Source organism: Paraburkholderia sp. ZP32-5, from assembly GCF_021390495.1.
Classification (GTDB): domain Bacteria; phylum Pseudomonadota; class Gammaproteobacteria; order Burkholderiales; family Burkholderiaceae; genus Paraburkholderia.
The window spans coordinates 4,023,866-4,044,980 of record NZ_JAJEJP010000001.1; the positions used below are offsets into that span (position 1 = coordinate 4,023,866).

19 protein-coding genes and 1 riboswitch are annotated in these 21,115 nt (G+C 65.8%); of the genes, 13 read left to right on the forward strand and 6 right to left on the reverse strand.

Going from position 1 to position 21,115, the window contains the following annotated elements; all coding sequences use genetic code 11:
* Positions 1–14: 14 nt before the first annotated feature.
* Positions 15–146, reverse strand: a riboswitch (S-adenosyl-L-homocysteine riboswitch).
* A gap of 189 nt (positions 147–335) precedes the next feature.
* From L0U82_RS17570 to L0U82_RS17580, 3 genes are all read left to right on the forward strand, one after another.
* Complete coding sequence (locus tag L0U82_RS17570) at positions 336–1,310, forward strand: LysR family transcriptional regulator (protein ID WP_233832594.1); 975 nt, start codon at positions 336–338, stop codon at positions 1,308–1,310.
* Between the two features lie 521 nt (positions 1,311–1,831).
* Entirely contained in the window at positions 1,832–3,514 is a 1,683-nt protein-coding gene (locus L0U82_RS17575; protein WP_233832596.1) for an isovaleryl-CoA dehydrogenase, read from the forward strand.
* A gap of 277 nt (positions 3,515–3,791) precedes the next feature.
* Positions 3,792–5,210 carry a coniferyl aldehyde dehydrogenase gene (locus L0U82_RS17580; RefSeq protein WP_233832598.1) on the forward strand — a complete coding sequence of 473 codons (1,419 nt, stop codon included), beginning with the start codon at positions 3,792–3,794 and terminating at the stop codon, positions 5,208–5,210.
* 27 nt (positions 5,211–5,237) lie between these two features.
* Here L0U82_RS17580 and L0U82_RS17585 read toward each other — a convergent pair whose 3' ends face one another.
* Positions 5,238–6,164, reverse strand: coding sequence for a LysR family transcriptional regulator (locus L0U82_RS17585; RefSeq protein WP_233832600.1), 927 nt, complete (start codon positions 6,162–6,164; stop codon positions 5,238–5,240).
* Positions 6,165–6,285: 121 nt separating this feature from the next.
* On the opposite strand from L0U82_RS17585, the gene L0U82_RS17590 reads away from it, so the two are divergent.
* Complete coding sequence (locus L0U82_RS17590) at positions 6,286–6,831, forward strand: carboxymuconolactone decarboxylase family protein (protein WP_233832602.1); 546 nt, start codon at positions 6,286–6,288, stop codon at positions 6,829–6,831.
* A 61-nt stretch (positions 6,832–6,892) separates the two neighbouring features.
* On the forward strand, positions 6,893–7,513 hold the full coding sequence (locus L0U82_RS17595; RefSeq protein WP_233832604.1) for a pyridoxamine 5'-phosphate oxidase family protein: 621 nt from the start codon (positions 6,893–6,895) through the stop codon (positions 7,511–7,513).
* 76 nt (positions 7,514–7,589) lie between these two features.
* Here L0U82_RS17595 and L0U82_RS17600 read toward each other — a convergent pair whose 3' ends face one another.
* From L0U82_RS17600 to fliE, 5 genes are all read right to left on the reverse strand, one after another.
* A complete protein-coding gene (locus L0U82_RS17600) occupies positions 7,590–7,943 on the reverse strand; it encodes an EscU/YscU/HrcU family type III secretion system export apparatus switch protein (protein ID WP_233832606.1) in 354 nt (117 codons plus the stop codon).
* Positions 7,943–9,448 carry a flagellar hook-length control protein FliK gene (fliK, locus tag L0U82_RS17605; protein WP_233832608.1) on the reverse strand — a complete coding sequence of 502 codons (1,506 nt, stop codon included), beginning with the start codon at positions 9,446–9,448 and terminating at the stop codon, positions 7,943–7,945. The genes L0U82_RS17600 and fliK overlap by 1 nt, the downstream gene beginning before the upstream one ends.
* Positions 9,449–9,575: 127 nt before the next feature.
* Complete coding sequence (locus L0U82_RS17610) at positions 9,576–9,902, reverse strand: flagellar protein FliT (RefSeq protein WP_233832610.1); 327 nt, start codon at positions 9,900–9,902, stop codon at positions 9,576–9,578.
* A complete protein-coding gene (gene fliS / locus L0U82_RS17615) occupies positions 9,899–10,330 on the reverse strand; it encodes a flagellar export chaperone FliS (protein ID WP_233832612.1) in 432 nt (143 codons plus the stop codon). Before fliS ends, L0U82_RS17610 begins: the two co-directional genes overlap by 4 nt.
* A 265-nt stretch (positions 10,331–10,595) precedes the next feature.
* Positions 10,596–10,931 carry a flagellar hook-basal body complex protein FliE gene (gene fliE, locus L0U82_RS17620; protein ID WP_233832614.1) on the reverse strand — a complete coding sequence of 112 codons (336 nt, stop codon included), beginning with the start codon at positions 10,929–10,931 and terminating at the stop codon, positions 10,596–10,598.
* 240 nt (positions 10,932–11,171) lie between these two features.
* Between fliE and fliF the strand changes: the two genes are divergently transcribed.
* The 8 genes from fliF to fliL all read left to right on the forward strand — a co-directional run bounded on the left by fliF (position 11,172) and on the right by fliL (position 21,092).
* A complete protein-coding gene (fliF, locus tag L0U82_RS17625) occupies positions 11,172–12,965 on the forward strand; it encodes a flagellar basal-body MS-ring/collar protein FliF (RefSeq protein ID WP_233832616.1) in 1,794 nt (597 codons plus the stop codon).
* Positions 12,955–13,950 (forward strand): flagellar motor switch protein FliG, encoded by a 996-nt coding sequence (fliG, locus tag L0U82_RS17630; RefSeq protein ID WP_233832618.1) that lies wholly within the window; start codon positions 12,955–12,957, stop codon positions 13,948–13,950. The genes fliF and fliG overlap by 11 nt, the downstream gene beginning before the upstream one ends.
* Positions 13,943–14,626, forward strand: a complete 684-nt coding sequence (fliH, locus tag L0U82_RS17635; protein WP_233832620.1) for a flagellar assembly protein FliH — start codon at positions 13,943–13,945, stop codon at positions 14,624–14,626. Before fliG ends, fliH begins: the two co-directional genes overlap by 8 nt.
* Positions 14,620–16,224: a flagellar protein export ATPase FliI gene (gene fliI / locus L0U82_RS17640; RefSeq protein ID WP_233832622.1), complete on the forward strand. Its 1,605-nt coding sequence runs from the start codon at positions 14,620–14,622 to the stop codon at positions 16,222–16,224. The genes fliH and fliI overlap by 7 nt, the downstream gene beginning before the upstream one ends.
* Positions 16,225–16,511: 287 nt before the next feature.
* Positions 16,512–16,961 carry a flagellar export protein FliJ gene (fliJ, locus tag L0U82_RS17645; RefSeq protein WP_233832624.1) on the forward strand — a complete coding sequence of 150 codons (450 nt, stop codon included), beginning with the start codon at positions 16,512–16,514 and terminating at the stop codon, positions 16,959–16,961.
* 76 nt (positions 16,962–17,037) lie between these two features.
* The gene (locus tag L0U82_RS17650) at positions 17,038–18,543 is read left to right on the forward strand and encodes a flagellar hook-length control protein FliK (RefSeq protein ID WP_233832626.1); all 1,506 of its coding nucleotides are present in this window, start codon (positions 17,038–17,040) and stop codon (positions 18,541–18,543) included.
* Positions 18,544–19,143: 600 nt separating this feature from the next.
* On the forward strand, positions 19,144–20,283 hold the full coding sequence (locus L0U82_RS17655) for an IS481 family transposase (protein WP_233832628.1): 1,140 nt from the start codon (positions 19,144–19,146) through the stop codon (positions 20,281–20,283).
* A gap of 311 nt (positions 20,284–20,594) precedes the next feature.
* Entirely contained in the window at positions 20,595–21,092 is a 498-nt protein-coding gene (fliL, locus tag L0U82_RS17660; RefSeq protein ID WP_233832630.1) for a flagellar basal body-associated protein FliL, read from the forward strand.
* Positions 21,093–21,115: the final 23 nt, after the last annotated feature.

Below are 21,115 nucleotides of genomic sequence, written 5' to 3' on the forward strand. Positions count from 1 at the left end.
TAGTGACTAGAAATGTGACGTGAGCGCGGTTCGATGCGGGGGATCGGCGCGCTTTGGCAGCCTTGCCCTCCGATTGAAGCCTTCGAGCCTGGCGGGCGGCCGGCGAATGAAAATTCGCGGTACCCGTCGCAACGCTCCTCGAAGACGAACGGCGATTGTAGCAAATCAGCATGACGGTGGCGTGCCAAGGCAAACGCGCGCGGCGGGTGAGACAGCCGGCGCGGCCTCGACCTTTCTGATTGATTTCGAATGCCGTTCATCAGGCGCTACGCCATAAACGGAGTGACTTACAATCATCCGATTCATTCCAATCTGGAATTCTCGAGACCGGGATCATGGAACTCCGAGCACTGCGTTATTTCGTCGAAGTGGTCCGGCAACAGAGCTTCACCGTCGCCGCCGAGCAGATGTTCGTCACGCAGCCGACCATCAGCAAGATGGTCAAGTCGCTCGAAGACGAAATCGGCTCGCCGCTGCTGTTGCGCGACGGCCGGCAGATGGTGCTCACCGACGCCGGCCGGATCGTCTATCAGCGCGGCCAGGATGTGCTTGCCGCGCACGCGCGGTTGCAGGCCGAACTGAACGATCTCGACACGCTCGGGCGCGGCGAACTGACGATCGGCATCCCGCCGATGGGCGGCGCGTTGTTCACGCCTGCGATCGCAGCATTCCGCCAACGCTATCCGAAGATCGAGCTGAAACTGTTCGAGCAGGGTTCACGCGCGATCGAAGCCGCGCTGATCAACGGCGAGCTGGAACTCGGTGGCGTGCTGCAACCGGTCGATCCGGCGGATATCGACGTGCTGCCGATCAGCCGCCACTTGTTGTGGCTGGTCGCGCGCACCGGTTCGCGCTGGGACGCGTTGCGCGAAGTGCCGCTCGCGCAGCTCGCGAACGAGCCGTTCGTGTTCTATGGCGAAAGTCTCGCGCTGAACGATGTGGTGCTGAATGCGTGCCGGGAGGCGGGTTTCGCGCCGGCGATCGTCGGGCGCAGCGGGCATTGGGATTTCATGGCGGCGCTGGTGCTGGCCGGGGTCGGCATCGCGCTGTTGCCCGCGCCCTATTGCCGCCGGCTCGATCCCGCGAAGTTCACCTGCCTGCCGGTCGTCGAGCCGGAGATCTCGTGGGAAATGGCGATCGGCTGGCGCCGCAACGGCTATCTGTCGCATGCGGCGCGCGCGTGGCTCGACGTCGCGCGCGAGACGCTGCCGACCCAGACTAGCGACGATTTCATGCTCGGGCCGGGGATCGGTCTTAATGGGATCGCGGAGCCGGGGGGCGCGCAAACGCACACGTCGTCGGACGGGTGAAACCCGGCGGTTAGTTAGGTTATCGGGTCCACGTACTGGCCCTCGCCGCTATCTCACCATCACGCACGCTCGTATCCCGCTCCACCATTCTCAATGCGGCCGCCCCTTCCGGCCGCGCCGGCGCGCTGGCAGCCGCACTAGCCGGCGCGCTGGCAGCCGCACTAGCCGGCGCGCTGGCAGCCGCGCTCAGTTCCACCGCACGCTCGCCAATCATCATCGTCCGCGCATCCGTCTCGTACCCACTCGTCAACGCGCGTTTTCAGCGCATTGCGGCAAGCGCCGCGGGGTTGCGGAGGCTTCGGCCGAGAGCGAATCCTCTAAACGCCGGCGCCGCCGCCCCCCTATGATGAAAGACGCGTGCAAGCGGCCCCGGCATCCCGCGCCCCGCATTCGAACATCGTGCGACACGCGTCGTCTTTTCGACTCGCGGCACTCGGTACAGCAGCCAAACAGAATCGAAAAACGCAGCGTCGATCGCCTCGTCAAACCGGCGCACAATGACAAAGCAACGGAGACAGCAGATGGAACAGCACGGCTTCGGACAGACTCACGAGGTGACGAATCAGGCGTCGCCGCTCGCGGACTACAACCTGTTCGCAAGCGACACCGCGTTGTGCGCCGCGCTCGAACGCGATGGCGCGTTGTGGCGCCGCGATGCGCTGCTACAGCAGGGCGCCGCGCTGACGACACCGGAAACGCTCGCACTCGCCGAACTCGCGAACCGTCACACGCCCGAGCTGATCACGCATAGCCCGCGCGGCGAGCGTATCGATGCGCTCGAGTTTCATCCCGCGTGGCACGAACTGCTCGCGCTGCTGCGCCGCGAAGGTCTGCACGCGCTGCCGTTTTCCGATCCACAGCGCGGCGCGATGGTCGCGCGCTGCGCCGGCTATTTTCTGCACGCGCAGATCGAATCCGGCTCGCTGTGTCCGCTGACGATGACCTTCGCGAGCATCCCTGTGTTGCAACGCGAGCCGGCGCTGTTCGAGACGCTGTGCGCCCAGTTGTATTCGCGCGAACACGATCCGCGCGATGTGCCGCTCGCGCGCAAACGCTCAGCGATGATCGGCATGGGCATGACCGAAAAGCAGGGCGGCTCGGACGTGCGCAGCAACCAGACGCGCGCCCACGCGATCGATGCCGGCGGCCGTGGCGGCGCCTACCGGCTCATCGGTCACAAGTGGTTTTTCTCGGCGCCGCAGTGCGACGCGCATCTGGTGCTCGCGCGCACCGATGCGCACGAGGGACTGTCGTGCTTTTTCGTGCCGCGTTTCGCGCCGGACGGCAGCAAGAACGCGGTGCAGATCCAGCGTCTGAAGGACAAGCTCGGCAATCGCTCGAACGCGAGCAGCGAAGTCGAATTTCTCGACGCGTACGGCGTGCTGATCGGCGACGAAGGACGCGGCGTGCCGACCATCATCGAAATGGCGAACTACACGCGGCTCGATTGCGTGATCGGCAGCGCCGCGCTGATGCGCGCGGCGCTCGTGCAGGCGATCCATCACGCGCGGCATCGCAATGCTTTCGGCCGCCATCTCGCCGAGCAGCCGCTGATGCGCAACGTGCTCGCCGATCTCGCGCTCGAATCGGAAGCGGCGACCGTGCTGTTCATGCGGCTCGCGCGCGCATTCGAGGAATCGTCAGACGCGGCCGCTTCGCCCGCCGAGCGCGCGTGGCGGCGCATCGTGACGCCGGCCGCGAAGTACTGGGTGTGCAAGCGCGCACTCGAATTCACCGGCGAGGCGATGGAGGTCTGGGGCGGCAACGGCTACGTCGAAACCGGGCCGATGGCGCGCTTCTATCGCGAAGCGCCGGTCAATTCGATCTGGGAAGGCTCCGGCAATGTGATGTGCCTCGACGTGTTGCGCGCGATGGAACGCGAACCGCAAGCCGCGCAGGCGCTGTTCGCCGCGTGGCAGGAAGTGGCGCACGCGCATCCGGCACTCGCCGCGGCGCTCGCGAGACTTGCGGCGACGTTGAGCGGACCGGCGGAACAACGCGAAGCATCGGCGCGGCGCATCGCGCAGCAGATCGTGCTGATCGCGCAGGCGACGCTGCTCGCGCAATACGCGCCGACTGATGTCGCCGATGCGTTCATCGCGACGCGTCTTGGCGATGGCTGTGGCGAGAGTGGGCGGGTGTACGGCACGCTGCCCGCGACGTTCGATCATGCGGCGATTGTCGAGCGGGCGTTTCCGGGGTGAATTTGCTGCGCGAATCGGTCGTGTGAATCTTCCGGCGTGAATCTTCGGCTGAATCTGCAGGCGAATTCGAGGCCTGATTTTGCAGCCTGAGCTGTCGGCCCAAGCGCTACGCGCAGACATCTAGCACAACCGGTCTGTCATACGCCCCCAAAGGCAAGCGACAAGTCTCACTCCGCAAACCCAACACGACACCAACGCATCACCACCACAACCCAATAACAAACCAACAACCCATCGCGCGCCACGCGCACCGTCATCGATCAGGGAGTGGACTCAGATGAAGCACGATCTGCCGGGGATCGCCGCGCTCGAATCGCTGCTGCGCGACCAACGTCATGCGTATCTGCGCGCGCCGTATCCGTCGTGGGACACGCGCGCGACACACCTGCGAGCGCTGCGCAAGCTGATGCTCGACAATCGCGACGCGCTCGCCGCGGCGATGCACGCCGACTTCGGCAACCGCGCGAAACAGGAAGTGCTGCTCGCCGAATTCCTGCTCGTGAAGGAAGAGATCGACGCCGCGCTGCGCCACGGCAAACGCTGGATGAAACCGCAGCGCCGCCGCACCAATAAATGGCTGCTGCCCGCGCGCGCGAAAGTCGTGCCGCAGCCGCTCGGGGTGGTCGGCATCATCGTGCCGTGGAATTATCCGGTGCTGCTGGCGGTTGGCCCGCTCGTCAGCGCGCTGACGGCCGGCAACCGCGCGATCATCAAGATGTCCGAGCTGACGCCGCGCACGTCCGCGCTATTCGAGCTGCTGATCGGCCAGACCTTTGCGCGCAATCACATCGCGGTCGTCAACGGCGACGCCGCGCTCGCCGCCGCGTTCAGCGCGCAGCCGTTCGACCATCTGCTGTTCACCGGCTCGACGAAAGTCGGTCACGAGGTGATGCGCGCGGCAGCCGAACATCTGACGCCAGTCACGCTCGAACTCGGCGGCAAATCGCCGGCGCTGATCGGTGCGCATGCGCGCTTCGACAACGCGGTCGACAACCTGATCGCCGGCAAGACGCTCAACGCCGGACAGACCTGTATCGCGCCCGACTACGTGCTGGTACCGCGCGGCAAGGAGCAGGCATTCATCGAGCGGGCGCGTTCGCGGATGGCGAAGATGTATCCCGAGTTCGCACGGAATCCGGATTACACGTCGATCATTTCGGCGCGTCACTTCGAGCGGCTCGAACGCCTCGCCGACGAAGCGCGGGCCGCCGGCGCGCAACTACACGCGCTGACCGATGCGCAGCCGGACGCTGAGAGCCGGCGTTTTCCGCTGATCGCCGTGACCGGCGCGCCGGACGAATGCGCGCTAATGCAGGAGGAGATTTTCGGGCCGCTGCTGCCGCTGGTGCCGTACGACACGCTCGACGACGCGATCGCGTGGATCAACGCGAGGCCGCGGCCGCTCGCGTTGTACCTGTACGCCGACGATACCCGGACGATCGAGCGTGTTACGCACGAGACGATCGCCGGCGGCATGGCGATCAACGAAACGCTGATGCATCTCGCGTGCGAGAGTTTGCCGTTCGGCGGCGTCGGCGCGAGCGGGATGGGCGCGTATCACGGATACGAGGGATTCGTGACGTTTTCGAAGATGAAGCCGGTGTTGCGGCAGGCGCGGCTGAATGCGCGCGGATTGATCGCGCCGCCGTATGGAAAACGGGTCAATGCGCTGTTGAAATTAATGATGAAGTTTTGACTGCGCTGTGCTGGGCGGGGCTTATCTCTACGGCCGACCGGCACAAGCCCCAACCTTCACCAGCATCTCGCGCAAGCGCGGCGCGGCGAAATCCAGAAATCGGCGCATCTTCAGCGGCATCTGCCCGCGCGACGCATGGACGAGATGCACCGGCGCCATCTCCGGCTCGAACTCGGCGAGCACGATACGCAGCGCGCCGGCCTCCAGCGCATCGAAGACCTGGTAGTGAAGCAACCGTGTAGCGCCGACACCGCGGATCGCCGCCTGCGCCGCGGCCTCCGCCGTCGTCACCGATAAACGCGGCACCACCGGAAGCTCGAACGTCGTCGTCGATCCGGGTGCCTTGAAACGCCAGCCGGGAGAGGGCAACGGCGTGTCGAACGTGACGCACGGGAGTGTCAGCAGATCGTCGGGCATTTGCGGCACGCCATACCTGGCCACGAGCGAAGGGCTCGCGCAAACCACCGTGCGCAGCAGACCGACCTGGGTCGCCACCATCGAACTGTCGGGCAATTTGCCGATCCGCACGGCCATATCGATGTGAGCATCGAGCAGATCGATATTGCGATCGGTCATCACGAGGCGAACGTTGATTTCCGGGAACAGCGCCAGAAAGTCGGCGATCACGGGTAGCACATGTAGCCGGCCGAACAGGATCGGCGCGGTGATAACCAGGTCCCCTTTCGGCGCGGTCAACTCGCCGGTCACTTCCCTTTCCGCGTCTTCGACCTGTTCGAGGATGCGGCGCGCCGCCTCGACGTAGGTCACGCCGGCGTCCGTCAGCGTGAGCTTGCGCGTCGTTCGCATCAGCAGCTTCGTGCCCAGCAGCGCTTCGAGGTCCGAGATTTTTCGGCTCAGCGTCGTCAGCGGCACCTTTAAAGCACGGCTTGCGGCTGTCAGGCTTCCCGCGTCGCTCACCGTCACCAGCATCGACATGGCTTCGAAACGATCCACTTATTCTCCCGGTTTCCGGTGAATTGATTTCCGATATTGCCGGATTATCCCAGCATTCGAAAGAGCGCATCATTTCAGTCATCCGGACTATTCCAGTCTGCGTAATCCAGGAGATGTCACGATGTCCCGTCTTTCGATTCCTGCCGTCGATGCCGCCCCGGAAGGCTCCAAGGCCACGCTCGATGCCGTCCACAAGCAGTTGGGCGTCGTCCCCAACCTGTTTCGCCTGATCGGCAATAGCCCTGTCGCGCTTACCGCCTATACGGGATTTCATGGCGCGCTCTCCGGGACCTTCGACGCGAAGACCCGCGAGCGGATCGCGCTGGCCGTCGCGCAGGTCAACGGTTGCGACTATTGCCTGTCGGCGCACACTTATCTGGGCCTGAATCTCGCGAAGATCGACGCGGAAGAAATCGCGTTGAACCGCAAAGGCGCTTCGGGGGATCCCAAGGCGAACGCCGCCGTCCAGTTCGCCGCAAGGGTGGCGAAAGAGCGCGGCCACGTTAGCGATGCCGATCTCAAGGCGGTCCGCGACGCAGGCTTCACGGACGCGCAGATCGTGGAAATTGTCAGCCTCGTCGCGGAAAACAGTTTCACGAACTACCTGAACGAAGTCGCGAAGACGGAAATCGACTTCCCTGTCGTGCGCGCGGCCGACGCCGCGTAACGCGAGCCGGGTCGGCGCGCTCGAAGCGCCGGCCCGTTCTCCCCATTAGCGGAGGCGTGCCATGTCGTACGGTTTTCTGGATATCGCCGTGACACCCAGTGTGCGAGCCATGCAGGCCAGCATGGGTGTCGAAGATCTATGGCAGGACTTCAACGGACATCGCGAATTCGATCGATTCACCCGCAGCGAAGCGGCCTTCATCGCTCGGCGTGACAGTTTCTATCTCGCGACGGTTTCGGAAACCGGTTGGCCTTACGTGCAGCATCGGGGCGGCCCGACCGGCTTTCTTAAACTGATCGACGACCGCACGCTGGCTTTTGCCGACTATCGCGGCAACCTGCAATACATCAGTGCCGGCAATCTCGCGGCCAACGATCGGGTTTGTCTATTCCTGATGGACTATCCCCGCCGCGGCCGGCTCAAGATTTATGCGCATGCGGAAATGCTGGCGCTCGACGCCGACCCGGCGTTGACGGAGCTGGTCTCCGAGCCGACCTACAAAGCCAATCCGGAGCGGATCTTTCGGCTGCATCTCGAGAACTTCGACTGGAATTGCTCACAGCACATCACACGGCGCTTTTCCGAGCAGCAGGTGAACGAGGCAGTTCGCCCGCTGCAGGAACGCCTGGCCGAGCTGGAAAGTGAAAATGCGGAGTTACGCGCGCGCCTGGCTGCTGGCTGAGGCTGATTCAGCCGACGCCCGGGGCAAAGGCGCGCCGGCGCGTGCAGGCATGACTAACGCAATACCTCCCTCGGTATTACGCACCGCCCGTTCTGACATCGACGGCTTCTACATCGACCACATCCTGCGCAGCGCTGCTTCCCTCGTGCGCGGTCTCAACATCGGCCCCGCTCTCCAGCCGATGCAGCCACGCCAGCAACTCCGCCACCGCCTGATAAAGCTGCGGCGGAATTCTCGCGTCGAGATCGACCTGCATCAGCAGCGACACCATTTCGGGCGCCTCGTGCACATACAGCCCGGCTTCCTTCGCGCGCTGCACGATCATCTCGGCGAGCAGCCCGTACCCTTTCGCGACCACGCGCGGTGCCGCGTCGCCACCCTGGCTGTCGTAGACGAGCGCGGCCGCGCTGCGCCGATTCCTGCGGCTCATCAGATGTCCCAGTCGAAATCTTCGCGCGGCCGCGCCGCCGCGCCGCGCGCGTTCGCCGTGCCACGGCCGGCGGAGCGGCCCGCAGCCGCAGCCCCCGATCCGGCCGCTGCCGCGGCAGCCGAGCGCGCATACGCGGACGCCGCCTGCGTGCCCGTCGCGCCAGCCGCGCCGGTACCCGGCGCGCCGCCGCCGATCTCGCGAATCGTCAGCCCCTGCAACTCGATACCCGCCGCCGCGAGGCGCTGACGGAAGCTGTCGCCCTGGCTCGCGAGCCGCGCCGCGCCGTCGGGGTTCGCCTGCACGCGCACGATCAGTTGCATGCCGGTCAGCGTCAGTTCGGCGTCGACGGTGCCGAGCGTCGGCAGCGACAGCGTCAAGCGCGTGCGCCACGGCTGACCGTCCTCGCTCGCCAGACCGCCGCCGCTGCGATCCCATTCGTCGCCGTCCTGCTCGATGGTCCAGTCGAGCCGCGCGCCCGGCCACGCTTCGCCGGTCCAGCGAAACTGGCCCGTCGCGAGCAGGTCGAGCTGCTGCCGCACCAGCGGCACCGTCGCCGGATGGACCGCCGCCGCCATCGATTGCGCATTCTGCGACGAGCCGGTATCGGCCGTCGGCGACGCGCCACTGTGCAGCCCCGCGTGCGTGGGCTGCCCGCTCAGATCGGATAAAGAATTCGCCAACACTTCGCCGGCGACCAGACGCGCGGCTTGCGCGGTCAGGATCGATGCCATCGAGTGCGTCGGGTTGCCGTCGGCCGCGGCGTTTGGCGCGCCGCCTTGCGGGCCATTCGCGGCGCCGCCTTGCATGCCGCGGGGCATCGCGCCGGGCATCCCGTCGGACGCGCTGCCCGCCGAGCCGGACCACGCGCCGCTGCCCTGCGCGTTCGCGCCGTCGTCCGGGTCGACCCAGTCGGGCGGCACTTGCGCGCCCGCGATCAGGCGGTTCTGCGCCTCGTCCGAGAGCGTGTCCAGCGGGCGCTGACCGACAAGCCATGCCGCGAGATGCGACTCGTAGAACAGGCCGCTGTCGCTGACCGTCTGTTCGAGCGCGGCCGCGAGCGCGGCGACCGGCAGCTCGGCGGCGGCCACGCTGGCGGCAGCGGTCGTCGCGGTCGCATTCGCGGCAGCGCCGGCGTTGGCGGTCGTATTAGTGGTGGAATTTGCGGCGCTATTGGCATTGGCAGCCGCATCGGGCTGCGGCGCGCCGGCCACGGCGACATCGAGTGCCGGCGCGGCGGCCCAGATCGGCGCCTGGCCGAGCACGGCCGGCGTCGCTTCGCCGCCCGAGCGCGCGATCGCGTCGAGCGTCAGCGCGACCGCCGACAACGCGGTCTGCGCGGACGCGGGCGGGGGCGCCGGTGTGGTGTTGGGTGTTGCGGGAGCCGGCGCGGTCCCGACGCCGGCCGCCCCGGTCTGCGCCGTGGTCGCGCTGCCCGGCGCAATGCTGAGCAGACTGTCGATCCGGCTCGAAAGCACCGAAGCGAGGGCCGAATCGATTCCGTTCATGCCGGTTCCTTGGTCGCGTTGGCGGCTCTGCGCTCAACGCACTAATTGCTCTGGTCGCTGTGACAGGTGACGGCGCGCGGCGCGGCGGCGGCTGATACGCTCCCGGGCGGCACGCCAGGGCTCGCGTTCAGCGCGCTCCGTACAGCTCCTTCAGCACGCGCGTCGGCCGGCCGGCGAACAGCGCCGACAGATTCGCCATGCGCGGATTCGCGAGGTCGCGGATCGCGGCGTCGTCGGCGAGAATCTGGCGGATCAGCGCGTACTTGCGCAGCCGCTCCGCCTCGTCGAGTTTGACGCCGTCGTCGGCTTCCTTCAGCGCTTCGACCAGATGCCGGTACTCGTCCTGCAACGCGATCAGATCGTTCCACAGCGCGCGGCGCGCCGCCGTCAGCATGCGACAGGACACCGCTGCGATCGCCTCGTAGCGGGCAAAATATTCTGCGTTCGATGTCATCTCTGGCTTTCCGCGGCTGGCTGAGCCATCCGCGCGACCTCCGGGGCAATCCCGACCCATGCCTCTTCGAGCGTGGCGAGCAGTCCGTCGACTTCGACCAGCATTGCTTCGCTTTGCAGAATGTTGGCTTCGAGCATCCGGCGCGTCATGTAGCTGTACAGCGCGTTCAGCCGCCCGGCGATTTCGCCGCCGACCTCCAGGTTCAGCGACGACTGCAAACCGCTTTCGACGATCCGGATCGCCTTGCTGATCGCCATGCCGCGCTCGGCCACATTGCCTTGCTGGAAATGCATGCGAGCCTGGGCGATCGCCTGCCTCGCGCCCTGGTACAACAACACGATGAGACGGTGCGGACTCGCGCCCGTCACGGCCGTGTCGACACCGACGCGCGCGTAGGCGCTGGCTCCAGCGTGTCCCGGGGAAAACATCGGCGCTCCTCCTGTGAAACTGACTGACTGCGGTTAAGTCGTGGCATTGGCCGTGCCGCGCGTCTCCGCGTCGACAGACCCGTATCCTGGTTATCGGATAGGTCGCGACAAAGCTTTAGCGCAATGTTTAGACCAATGTAAGGAGGATTCCGGCGCGTAAACGGGATGTACGGCGGGGACGCACGGCGGGCACGCAATGGCGAACCGGCCGGCGCTCGCGCCGGCCTCGCTTGCTGGGTCTTCGCGCGGGGCCTGGCGGCTCCGTTCAGATCGACATCTGCGCGATTTCGTTGTAGGCGGCGACAAGCTTGTTGCGTACTTGCAGACCGAACTGGAAGCCGACGTTGGCCTTCTGCATGTCGACCATCACGTCGTTCAGCGACACGTTCGGCGACCCGAGTTCGAACGCCTGCGATTCACCGACCGCTTTCTGCTGGTCGTCGCTGATCTTGTCGAGCGAGGCTTTCATCGCCGCCGCGAAACTCGTCGGGGTGGCCGCGCCGGATTGCTGCTCCAGCGGGCTCGCATCGCCGGCCGCCTGCGCCGCCATGGCCTGCATCTGCTGCAACGCCGACGAAAGCGCGTTCACGGGCATCGTCATGTTTTCTCCGTTGAATGAACGGCCGGCCTGTCATCGGACCTCCCGGCGTGGATGAAAGCATAGCAGCGCCCCCTCAGGGAAAGTCCTGAAACTAGGGGGGAAACCCCGCTCTATTCAAGCAATCGCCAGGCGCCGCGCTGCGGATAATTTCAAGGGTGAAAGTGTCTGTCCGTCCGCCCGCCGAGCCCCGGCGTCGCATCACGGCAGAACGCCAAGGCATCCCCCGGAGAAACCCGACGCATGGATTCGTCAGCCAACTCGTTGATCAACCCCGACGCCCGCATGGGGCTCGCCGGCGCGCAGCCCGCCGCCGGACAGCCCGCTGCCGGCCAGGCCGGCGGCGCCGACCTTGGCGGCTTAGGCGGCCTCGGAGGCGTCGGCGGCAACTTCGGTCAGCGTCTGTCCGGACTCGCGCAGATGCGCGGCAACCCGCGCGCGCCGCTGATATTTGCAGTCGCATTGCTGATCGCGGTCGTCGCGGGCCTGTTCCTGTGGTCGCGCGCGCCGAACTACAAGGTGCTGTACAGCAACCTGTCCGATCGCGACGGCGGCTCGATCATCACCGCGCTGCAACAGGCCAACATCCCGTACAAGCTGTCCGACAGCGGCAGCGCGATTCTCGTGCCGGCCGAGCAGGTGCACGAAACGCGTTTGCGTCTGGCCTCGCAGGGGCTGCCGAAAAGCGGTTCGGTCGGCTTCGAGTTGATGGACAACCAGAAATTCGGCATCAGCCAGTTCGACGAGCAGATCAACTATCAGCGCGCGCTCGAAGGCGAACTCGAACGCACGATCGAATCGATCTCGTCGGTGAAGTCGGCGCGCGTGCATCTGGCGATCCCGAAGCCCACCGTATTCGTGCGCGACAAGGAACCGCCGTCGGCGTCCGTGCTCGTGCAGCTATATCCGGGCCGCGTGCTCGATGAAGGCCAGGTCGTCGCGATCACGCACATGATTGCTTCGGCAGTACCGGAAATGCCGGTCAAGGGCGTGACTGTGCTCGACCAGGACGGCAACCTGCTGACCCAGCCGAGCACCGGCAGCGGCCTCGACGCGTCGCAGCTGAAGTACCGCCAGCAGATCGAGCGCAACACGCAGCAGCGCATCGACGCGATCCTCGCGCCGCTGTTCGGCGCCGGCAACGCACACTCGCAGGTCAGCGCCGACATCGATTTCTCGCACAGCGAGCAGACCTCGGAAAACTACGGCCCGAACGGCACCCCACAGAAGGCGGCGATCCGCAGCCAGCAGTCCAGCAGCGACACCGAAATGACGCAGAGCGGCGCCTCGGGCGTACCGGGCGCGCTGTCGAACCAGCCGCCGCAGCCGGCGTCCGCGCCGATCGTCGCCGGCAACGGCGCGAGCGGCGTGAGCACGACGCCGGTCAGCGACCGCAAGGACTCGACCACCAACTACGAACTCGACAAGACCGTGCGTCACGTCGACCAGCCGATGGGCGGCATCCGCCGGCTGTCGGTCGCGGTGGTCGTCAACTATATGAAGGTGGCCGACGCGAAGGGCAACGTAACGATGCAGCCGGTCAGCGCCGACAAGCTCGCGCAGATCACGCAGCTCGTGAAGGACGCGATGGGCTTCGACGCGCAGCGCGGCGACTCGGTCAACGTGGTCAACAGCGCGTTCACCGCCGAAATCGATCCGTACGCGAACCTGCCGTGGTGGCGCACGCCGGACATGATCGCGCTGTACAAGCAGATCGCGACCTACCTCGGCATCGGCGCGGTGGCCCTGTTCCTGTACTTCGTGATGGTGCGCCCGGCGCTGCGCCGCGCGTTCCCGCCGCCGCCCGAGCCGGTCGCCGCGCTCGTGGGTGCCGACGAGCCGATTCTGCTCGACGGCATTCCGGCCGAAGAGCGCGACGGTGCGATCGTCGAGATCGAGGCGGATCCCGAAACGCTCGCGCTCGAAAACGCGAAGCACAAGTACGAGAAGAATCTCGAATTCGCGCGCAGCATCGCGCGCCAGGATCCGAAGATCGTCGCAACCGTCGTAAAGAGCTGGGTGTCCGATGAGCGCTGAAGGCGTAGTGAAAAGCGCGCTGCTGCTGATGTCGATCGGCGAGGAAGAAGCGGCGCAGGTGTTCAAGTTCCTGGGCCCGCGCGAGGTCCAGAAGATCGGCGTCGCGATGGCCGCGCTGAAGAACGTGACCCGCGAACAGGTCGACGAAGTGCTGCAGGAGTTCGTCAAGGAAGCCGAACAGCACACCGGCATGTCGCTCGATTCGAACGAGTACATCCGCTCGGTGCTGACCAAGGCGCTCGGCGACGACAAGGCCGGCGTGATCATCGACCGGATTCTGCAAGGCAGCGACACCAGCGGTATCGAAGGGCTCAAGTGGATGGATTCGGCGGCCGTCGCCGAACTCATCAAGAACGAGCATCCGCAGATCATCGCGACGATCCTCGTGCACCTGGACCGCGACCAGGCCTCGGAAATCTCCGCGTGCTTCACCGAGCGTCTGCGTAACGACGTGCTGCTGCGGATCGCGACGCTCGACGGCATCCAGCCGGCCGCGCTGCGCGAACTCGACGACGTGCTCACGGGCCTGCTGTCCGGCAGCGACAACCTGAAGCGCAGCCCGATGGGCGGGATTCGCACCGCGGCCGAAATCCTCAACTTCATGTCGAGCAACCACGAGGAAGGCGTACTCGAAAACGTCCGCCAGTACGACGCGGAACTCGCGCAGAAGATCGTCGACCAGATGTTCGTGTTCGAGAACCTGCTCGACCTGGAAGACCGCGCGATCCAGCTGCTGCTGAAGGAAGTCGAGTCGGAAGCGCTGATCATCTCGCTGAAGGGCGCGCCGCCCGCGCTGCGCCAGAAGTTCCTGTCGAACATGTCGCAGCGCGCGGCCGAACTGCTCGCCGAAGACCTCGACGCGCGCGGTCCGGTGCGCGTGTCCGAAGTCGAAACGCAGCAGCGCCGCATCCTGCAGATCGTGCGCAACCTGGCCGAGAGCGGCCAGATCGTGATCGGCGGCAAGGCGGAAGACGCATATGTCTGACACGAACTCGCCAGCGAAGGAAAGCCTCTCGGCCTACCAGCGCTGGGAGATGGCGTCGTTCGACCCGAGGCCGCCCGAACCGCCGCCGCCCGAACCCGAATTCGACCAGCGCGCGTTCGAAGCGGAACTCGAAGGCCTGCGCGAAGCCGCGCGCGGCCAGGGGATCCAGGCCGGCCATGTGGCGGGCCAGGCGCTCGGCTATCAGGCCGGCTACGCGCAGGGGCATGCACAGGGCTTCGAGCAGGGCCGCGCCGAGGCGCGCGAGGAAGCGATGCGGCTCGTCGCGCTCGCGCAAACTTTCAAGACCGCGCTCGATGGGGCGCAGTTCGCGATGGCTGAACCGCTGGTCACGCTTGCGCTCGATATCGCGCAGCAGGTCGTGCGTCAGCACGTACAGCACGACCCGACCGCGCTGATCGCCGCGGCGCGCGAGGTGCTCGCGACCGAACCCGCGCTGCTCGGCGCGCCGACCTTGATCGTCAGTCCAGCCGATCTGCCGGTCGTCGAGGCGTATCTGCTCGAAGAATTGCAAACGCGCGGCTGGACCGTGCGCACCGATGCAGCGGTGGAGCGCGGCGGCTGCCGCGCGCAGGCCGCCACCGGTGAAGTCGACGCCGGCATCGACACGCGCTGGCAGCGTGTCGCCGCCGCGCTCGGCAAGGTGAGCACATGGTAACCGTCGAGGAAATCCATTCCAGCGATCTGACGCCGCTCGAACGCGAGCTTGCGCTCGCATCGTTCGGAACCGCGCTGGCCGAAGCGGACGCCGATCAGGCGAGCCCGCCCGCCGACGCGCATGGCTTCGGCGATATCGGCGCGCCCCCGCCGCTCGACGCCGCCATCGAACATCCGCTCATCACGCCCCCCGCTCCCCGTCTGCCGCCGTACGATCCCGCTCTCGACGCCAATCCGTATATGCAGGCCTGGCGCGGCCAGCTTGACGCGGTGCGCGCGCGCAGTGCAATCGCCAAGCCGTTGCGCGCATGCGGACGACTGACGCGTGCAGCCGGTCTGGTGCTGGAAGCCGTCGGCCTGCGTCTGTCGGTCGGCGCCGAAGTGATGATCGAGCTGCCGCCCGGCAGTTCGCTACCGATGGCCGAAGCCGAAGTGGTCGGCTTCTCCGGCGACAAACTCTTTCTGATGCCGACCACCGAGGTGATCGGCCTGCTGCCCGGCGCACGCGTGTTTCCGCTCGAAAGCGCGCCGATCGCCGATCCGATGGCGGGCGCGAAGCGTCTGCCGGTCGGCTGGGAACTGCTCGGCCGCGTGCTCGACGCGTCGGGCCGGCCGCTCGACGGGCTCGGTCCGCTCGGCACGCAGAATGACGCGCCGTTGTCCGCGCCGGTCATCAATCCGCTCAATCGCGAACCGATCCACAAGGTGCTCGACGTCGGCGTGCGCGCGATCAACGCGCTGCTGACGGTCGGCCGCGGTCAGCGGATGGGCCTGTTCGCCGGCTCCGGCGTCGGTAAATCGGTGCTGCTCGGCACGATGGCGCGCTATACGAGCGCCGAGGTGATCGTGATCGGTCTGATCGGCGAACGCGGCCGCGAAGTGAAGGAATTCATCGAGCAGATTCTCGGCGAGGAAGGTCTCGCGCGCTCGGTCGTGATCGCGGCGCCCGCCGACGTATCGCCGCTGTTGCGGATGCAGGCCGCCGCGTATTCGACATCGCTCGCCGAATATTTCCGCGATCAGGGCAAGCACGTGCTGTTGCTGATGGATTCGCTGACCCGCTACGCGATGGCGCAGCGCGAAATCGCGCTGGCCGTCGGCGAGCCGCCCGCGACCAAGGGCTATCCGCCGTCGGTGTTCGCGAAGCTGCCGGCGCTCGTCGAGCGCACCGGCAACGGTCCGGCGGGCGGCGGTTCGATCACCGCGTTCTACACGGTGCTCACCGAGGGCGACGACCAGCAGGACCCGATCGCCGACTCGGCGCGCGCGATTCTGGACGGCCATATCGTGCTGTCGCGTACGCTCGCCGAGGCCGGCCACTACCCGGCGATCGATATCGAAGCGTCGATTAGCCGGGCAATGACCGCGCTTATCGACGATAACCATTTGAATAAAACGCGTATGTTCAAGCAGATGCTGTCGCGCTACCAGCGCAACCGCGATCTGATCAACGTCGGCGCGTATTCGAGCGGACGCGACGCGGTGCTCGATCGCGCGATCGCGCTGTACCCGCGCATGGAACAGTTTCTGCAGCAGGGGTTTCGCGAGTGCGCGAACTTCGAACCGAGCCTGCAGATGTTGAACGCGCTGTTTGGCTAGTGCCCGTTCGCGCGGGTACGTGGATTGCACCGGTCGCCAGAAGGGCCGGCAAAGCATGGAAACGAAGCGGATACTCCATGTATTCGCTCAGCATGACGCGGGGCACAGCCTTTCTGGCGGCTGACTCCGCGTGACAGATTGTTCCGGGAACGAGCCTTTCATTCCCATTGCGGCGCCGGCCGGCGCTTGTCCGCGACGGCCTGAGGGCGCCCCCTTCGTTGCAGCGCGGGCGCAATGGCACGCTCGCAAGCCCGTTATTGGCGTGAACTGGCCCGAGGAGGCTGACGATGGCGAAACACTTCCCGATCAAGACGCTGATCGGTCTCGCGCAGGACGACGTGGACGCCGCCGCGCAACGCCTCGGCCGCGCGCAGCGTGAGCGCAACGACGTGGCCGCGCAGCTCGACGCGCTGGTGCAGTATCGCAACGAATACCACGCGCGCTTCACCGAAAGCGCGCAGTTGGGCATGCCCGCCGGCAACATGCGCAACTTCCAGGCTTTTATCGACACGCTCGACGCCGCGATCGAACAGCAGCGCAATCTGCTGGCGCAGGCCGACGCGCGCGTCGAAGCCGCCAAGCCCGACTGGCGGCGCCAGAAGCAGAAGCTCGGCTCGTACGAAGTGCTGCAGCAGCGCGGCGAGGCAGCCGAGGCCAAGATTGCCGCGCGGCGCGATCAGCGCGACTCCGATGAATACGCGGCGCGGATTCTGCGCATGCGCACCGAGGGCGTGTGATGCGCGCGGTGCTTCGTCGCCGCTTCAACGCTTCGCTTCACCGCACACCTTGTTTGACTGATTGACAGGATTCCCTATGTCGCTTCTTTCACAGATCGGCTCGCTGCTCGGTTCGAGCGGCAACACGGCGACGGCCGCTGCCGTGAGCGCCGCGGCCGACGCGAGCCCGTTCTCGCAGACGTTGCAGCAAACCATCGATCAGCAGAACAACGCGGCCGCTCAGAACGCAAGCCAGCAGCAGGCGAATTCGTCGAACGCGTCGCAAGGCGCGTCGTCGAGCGTGCATGACGCACCGCCGCCGGCCGCGTCCACGCCAACGCCGACGCCGGCACCCGCGCAGCACCAGGCAAGCAACGCGCAGAACAGCAGCAGCGCGGCGAACACGACGACGACATCGTCGTCAACGCACGCGCAGCAGACCGGCAGCAAGTCGGCCAGCGGGCACTCGCACCACCACGACACGAAGGCGCAGACCGACGCGGGCGCGCTCGCCTCGGCGGCAGCCGCCGCGCAGGCGCAAGCCCAGGCTCAGGCACAAGCGGTCACCAACAACGCCGACACGAACACCAGCACGACCGACGCGGCGACATCCGCGGCCGATGCGGTGGACGGGCTGGTCGGCACGGCCACGAGCATGCTCGACAAAATAACGGGCAAGAAAGGCGCGATCGATCCAAAGACGTTGCAGAACGCGATCCAAAGCGCGCTGTCGGCCCTGTCGAACGGCCAGGGCGCGGTGCCGGCGAACGCGCTGGCGGGTGGCGCGGCCATCAAGGCCGCGACGACGGCGGCCAGTCTCGCTACCGGGAAGAGCGGGATGAACAGCACGGCGGACGGCAAGACGCCCGCGAACGGCCTGTTCGCCGACGGCAAGAGCGCGGCCGCCACGCACGCGGCCCCAACCACGGCCACGACGACCACGCTGACCGATCCGGCCAATGCAAAATCAGCGGCCGACCTACTGACCGCCGCCGCGGCGACGAACGGACAGGCGGACAACGTCGCGACCGCGCAGAGCGCGGCCGACGCGACGAACAGCGCGCTGGCGGCCAGCCAGGCAGCCGCCAATGCCGCGAGCGTGACAGCGGCGGCGCAGAGCACCGGCAATGCAAGCGCCGCGGCCGCGGCTACGAATACGCTGGCACCGCAGGTCGGCACGAGCGATTGGGAAGACGCGCTGAGCCAGAAGGTGGTGTTCCTGTCGAACGCGCATTCGCAGAGCGCCGAACTGACATTGAATCCGAAGGACCTCGGACCGCTGCAGGTCGTGTTGCAGGTCGCGGATAACCATGCGCATGCGTTGTTTGTGTCGCAGCATCAGTCGGTGCGGGAGGCGGTGGAGGCGGCATTGCCGAAGTTGCGGGAGGCGATGGAGTCGAATGGAATTGGGTTGGGAAGTACCAGTGTGAGTGATGGGTTTGGGAAGCAGAGCGGCCAGCAGCAGGCCGGTGAGGGCCACTCGCGTGGCGGGTCTGGCACTGGCCGGACGGGTGATGCAGTCGCTGATGGGGCGGATGATTCGGTGCAGACGGTGAATGTGGCCTCGCGGCGCTCGGTTGGGCTTGTGGATACGTTTGCTTGATTTTTTGTTGTTCTGGTTTATTGGCCTTTCCTTGATTTGCTTTTGGTCTATTAGCTCTGCCCCTGTGCGGGGCGGCACCTACTTTCTTTGCGGCTGCAAAGAAAGTAGGCAAAGAAAGCAGCTTTAACCCGCTAGCTCATAAGTGGGCACCTCGGTTCACCACCGGTAGTGGTACATCTGGAATCTGTGTTCCCGCACATTCCGCACTCGTGACAAAGCCGTCATTCTTCCGGCGGCGCTGCGCGCGCCGTAACCCCATTCAAAAACCATCGGTTGTTTAAGCGTGTCGCCGAGGCGCAGCCGATGGCTCCCCTACGCGTTCCGTTCCCCCACTGGTTTCCCAGGCAGACCCATCCGCGACGCACGTAGTGCGGAGTGGGTGCGGATGACGGCTTTGTCGCTAGCGCGGAGTGTGCGGGAACACAGATTCCAGATGCACCACTGCCCCCTCCAAGCCAGGGGACCCACTTAAGAATTAGCGGTTAAAGCTGCTTTCTTTGCCTACTTTCTTTGCAGCACGTGTACAGACTGGAGACATCGCTGACAGGTGTGCGGGGACATGGTTGACACTTTCGGGCAATCGAACGCCCGGAATCATTCATGCCCTGGAACGTAAAAGACACCATGAGCCTCCGAGAGGAATTTGTTAGTCTGGCCAGCGAACAGACCCTGAGCTTCAGTGAGCTATGCCGGCGTTTCAACATCAGCCGCCAGACCGGCTACAAATGGCTGCAACGCCACGCGGCGCATGGCCCCGAGGGCCTGTCCGACCGCTCGCGCCGCCCGCATGAGAGCCCCACGCGCTCACCGGATGCGATCGTCGCACTCGTGCTCGAGCTGCGCCGCGAGCACGGCTGGGGCGGGCGCAAGATCCAGCGGCGCCTGCGCGATCTGGGTCACGCGCAGGTGCCCGCGCCAGCCACCATCACCGAGATCCTGCGCCGTCACGGCCTGCTGGACGAACAGGAGCGCGCGCAGCGCCAGCACTGGCAGCGCTTCGAACACGAGTACCCGAACTCGTTGTGGCAGATGGACTTCAAGGGCGACTTCCCCACCCTGGAGGCAGGCCGTTGCAGTGCGCTAACGGTGCTCGACGATCACTCGCGCTTTAACGTCGTGCTGGCGGCCTGCGCGCGAACCACCACGCAGGTCGTGCAGGGCGAACTGGAGCGGGCGTTCCGCTGCTACGGGCTGCCTTCGCGTATCAATACCGACAACGGCGCGCCCTGGGGCTCGCCCAGCGCACCGGGACAACTCACCGAACTGGCCGTGTGGCTGATCCGGCTGGGTATCCACGTGAGCTACAGCCGGCCCTACCACCCGCAGACCAATGGCAAGGACGAGCGGTTTCATCGCTCGCTGAAGGCCGAGGTGTTGCAGAGGCATGCATTTACCACGCACGCCCACGTGCAGCAGCAACTGGAACGATGGCGTCACGTGTACAACAACGAGCGGCCCCACGAAGCGCTGGCCATGGCCACGCCGCTCTCCCGTTACCGGCCCAGCCCCCGGAGCATGCCCTCAACGCTGTCCGAGCCGCAATACAGCGCCACGGACGAGGTCCTGCAGGTCAATTCGAATGGCCTGGTGCGTTTCAGGGGCCGCGCGCTGCGCCTGTCGATTGCACTCAAAGGACTACGCGTGGCCGCCCGGCCTACGGACGACGAAGACGGCGTGATCGAGTTCTGGTTTGCCCATCATCGTGTCGCCAGACTTGACCTGAACCAGCCCGCACCCTGACCATCATGTGTCAACGATGTCCCCGTACGGGTGTCAATCATGTCTCCAGTCTGTACACAGCACGCAAAGAAAGTAGGTGCCGCCCCGCACAGGGGCAGAGCTAATAGACCAAAAGCAAATCAAGGAAAGGCCAAAAAACCAGAACAACAGAAAAACAATCCAGAACAACAAAAAAACAAAAAACCAACAAGCCGCCCGCAGGGCTCAAACACAAGAGATAACCCGCAATACCCCTTCTTTTCGACCCATCGCGGCGCAGCCAAATCAACAACAATCACCCTAACCCATACTCAGGCAGCACAGCACACCCCATGGCAACCACGACCGCACCTCAGCAAGCCGCGCCCGCCTCGCCGGGCCCCTTGAAGCGCATCATCCTGATCGCCCTCATCGCGGTGATCGCCGCGGCCGCGGCCGGTGCGGGCGTGTGGTTCTTCATGTCCAAGCGCGCGCCAGCCGCCACCGCCGAGGCCGCGCCGCCTCCGCCCGCGGCGCCGCTGTTCTTCCCGCTCGAATCGATGACCGTCAACCTGCAATCGGATGACGGCCAGCAGCATTTCCTGCGCATCGGCCTGACGCTGAAGCTCACCGACCCGAAAGTCCAGCAGGAACTGACCGATCACATGCCGGAAGTGCGCAGCCGCATCCTGCTCGCGCTGTCGAATCATCATCCTGACGATCTCGCGCCGCTCGACGGCAAGCGCGCACTCGCCACCGAACTGCAGACGCTGATCGAGCAGCCCACCGACAAGGGTGCTCCGCCGGTCCACGTGCAGGACGTGCTGTTCACCGAGTTCGTCGTGCAGTGACGTGACGTTGTTCAACGCTGCCA

What these genes read in the sequence shown, in the direction of transcription:
- L0U82_RS17575 (WP_233832596.1), top strand. Translation starts at nt 1,832, where the DNA reads ATGGAACAGCACGGCTTCGGACAGACTCACGAGGTGACGAATCAGGCG.
- fliS (WP_233832612.1), bottom strand. Translation starts at nt 10,330, where the DNA reads ATGTTTTCCCCGGGACACGCTGGAGCCAGCGCCTACGCGCGCGTCGGT.
- L0U82_RS17570 (WP_233832594.1), top strand. Translation starts at nt 336, where the DNA reads ATGGAACTCCGAGCACTGCGTTATTTCGTCGAAGTGGTCCGGCAACAG.
- fliF (WP_233832616.1), top strand. Translation starts at nt 11,172, where the DNA reads ATGGATTCGTCAGCCAACTCGTTGATCAACCCCGACGCCCGCATGGGG.
- L0U82_RS17610 (WP_233832610.1), bottom strand. Translation starts at nt 9,902, where the DNA reads ATGACATCGAACGCAGAATATTTTGCCCGCTACGAGGCGATCGCAGCG.
- fliL (WP_233832630.1), top strand. Translation starts at nt 20,595, where the DNA reads ATGGCAACCACGACCGCACCTCAGCAAGCCGCGCCCGCCTCGCCGGGC.
- fliE (WP_233832614.1), bottom strand. Translation starts at nt 10,931, where the DNA reads ATGACGATGCCCGTGAACGCGCTTTCGTCGGCGTTGCAGCAGATGCAG.
- fliI (WP_233832622.1), top strand. Translation starts at nt 14,620, where the DNA reads ATGGTAACCGTCGAGGAAATCCATTCCAGCGATCTGACGCCGCTCGAA.
- L0U82_RS17650 (WP_233832626.1), top strand. Translation starts at nt 17,038, where the DNA reads ATGTCGCTTCTTTCACAGATCGGCTCGCTGCTCGGTTCGAGCGGCAAC.
- L0U82_RS17580 (WP_233832598.1), top strand. Translation starts at nt 3,792, where the DNA reads ATGAAGCACGATCTGCCGGGGATCGCCGCGCTCGAATCGCTGCTGCGC.
- L0U82_RS17595 (WP_233832604.1), top strand. Translation starts at nt 6,893, where the DNA reads ATGTCGTACGGTTTTCTGGATATCGCCGTGACACCCAGTGTGCGAGCC.
- fliH (WP_233832620.1), top strand. Translation starts at nt 13,943, where the DNA reads ATGTCTGACACGAACTCGCCAGCGAAGGAAAGCCTCTCGGCCTACCAG.
- L0U82_RS17655 (WP_233832628.1), top strand. Translation starts at nt 19,144, where the DNA reads ATGCCCTGGAACGTAAAAGACACCATGAGCCTCCGAGAGGAATTTGTT.
- L0U82_RS17600 (WP_233832606.1), bottom strand. Translation starts at nt 7,943, where the DNA reads ATGAGCCGCAGGAATCGGCGCAGCGCGGCCGCGCTCGTCTACGACAGC.
- fliK (WP_233832608.1), bottom strand. Translation starts at nt 9,448, where the DNA reads ATGAACGGAATCGATTCGGCCCTCGCTTCGGTGCTTTCGAGCCGGATC.
- L0U82_RS17590 (WP_233832602.1), top strand. Translation starts at nt 6,286, where the DNA reads ATGTCCCGTCTTTCGATTCCTGCCGTCGATGCCGCCCCGGAAGGCTCC.
- fliG (WP_233832618.1), top strand. Translation starts at nt 12,955, where the DNA reads ATGAGCGCTGAAGGCGTAGTGAAAAGCGCGCTGCTGCTGATGTCGATC.
- fliJ (WP_233832624.1), top strand. Translation starts at nt 16,512, where the DNA reads ATGGCGAAACACTTCCCGATCAAGACGCTGATCGGTCTCGCGCAGGAC.